Below are 634 nucleotides of genomic sequence, written 5' to 3'. Positions count from 1 at the left end.
AATAGATTATCTTGTCTTATACAAGAACAGTTTCACTTAGATCCATTCAAGCCACACATCCTGTTTATGTTTTGTGGCAAGCGAGCTGATCGCATTAAGTGTTTATTATGGGAGGAAGATGGCTTTTTACTTCTTTACAAACGTTTAGAGGCTGGACGTTTTCAATGGCCTAGAACGGAAAGTGATGTATTAAGTATTACGCCCGAGCAATTTCAATGGCTTATGCAAGGATTGGCTATTGAACAGAAAAAAGTAATTCCAAAAGTTACACCTACAAGATCATTATAAGTTTTGTGCAATATAGAGAAATTTATTTTTAGTATTTTGCGTTCTATTTTTAGGTTATCCACCTTTTTTCACCCTATATACTTAATATCCATCATTCATTTAAGTATCCTATTGATAATCCGTGGATAACCTACCCTTAAAGCTCTATCTGAGCTACTTTTTAACAAACTCTTTTCTACTTTTCCACATATAAAAATGCCCAATCCTAGAAAGACACCAATTCGTCAATCTTTTCATTTTATTGTATAATAATCCTATCAAAATATAGGAGTTTGTTATGAGTAAAAAATATACATCAGAAGAACTAAAAGGTTTAAGTAAAGAAGCACTTATTGTTCTCTTTTTA

General features: G+C 31.9%; 1 protein-coding gene. It reads left to right on the top strand.

Annotated features, from left to right (window positions below; all coding sequences use genetic code 11):
• A partial coding sequence (gene tnpB / locus JCM14822_RS18815) for an IS66 family insertion sequence element accessory protein TnpB (RefSeq protein WP_054744180.1) occupies window positions 1–288 on the top strand: 288 nt, incomplete at its 5' end.
• Window positions 289–634 lie beyond the last annotated feature (346 nt).

The sequence above is a fragment of the Cellulosilyticum ruminicola JCM 14822 genome, assembly GCF_001311925.1.
Classification (GTDB): domain Bacteria; phylum Bacillota; class Clostridia; order Lachnospirales; family Cellulosilyticaceae; genus Cellulosilyticum; species Cellulosilyticum ruminicola.
This window is presented reverse-complemented; position numbering and strand designations above follow the sequence as displayed.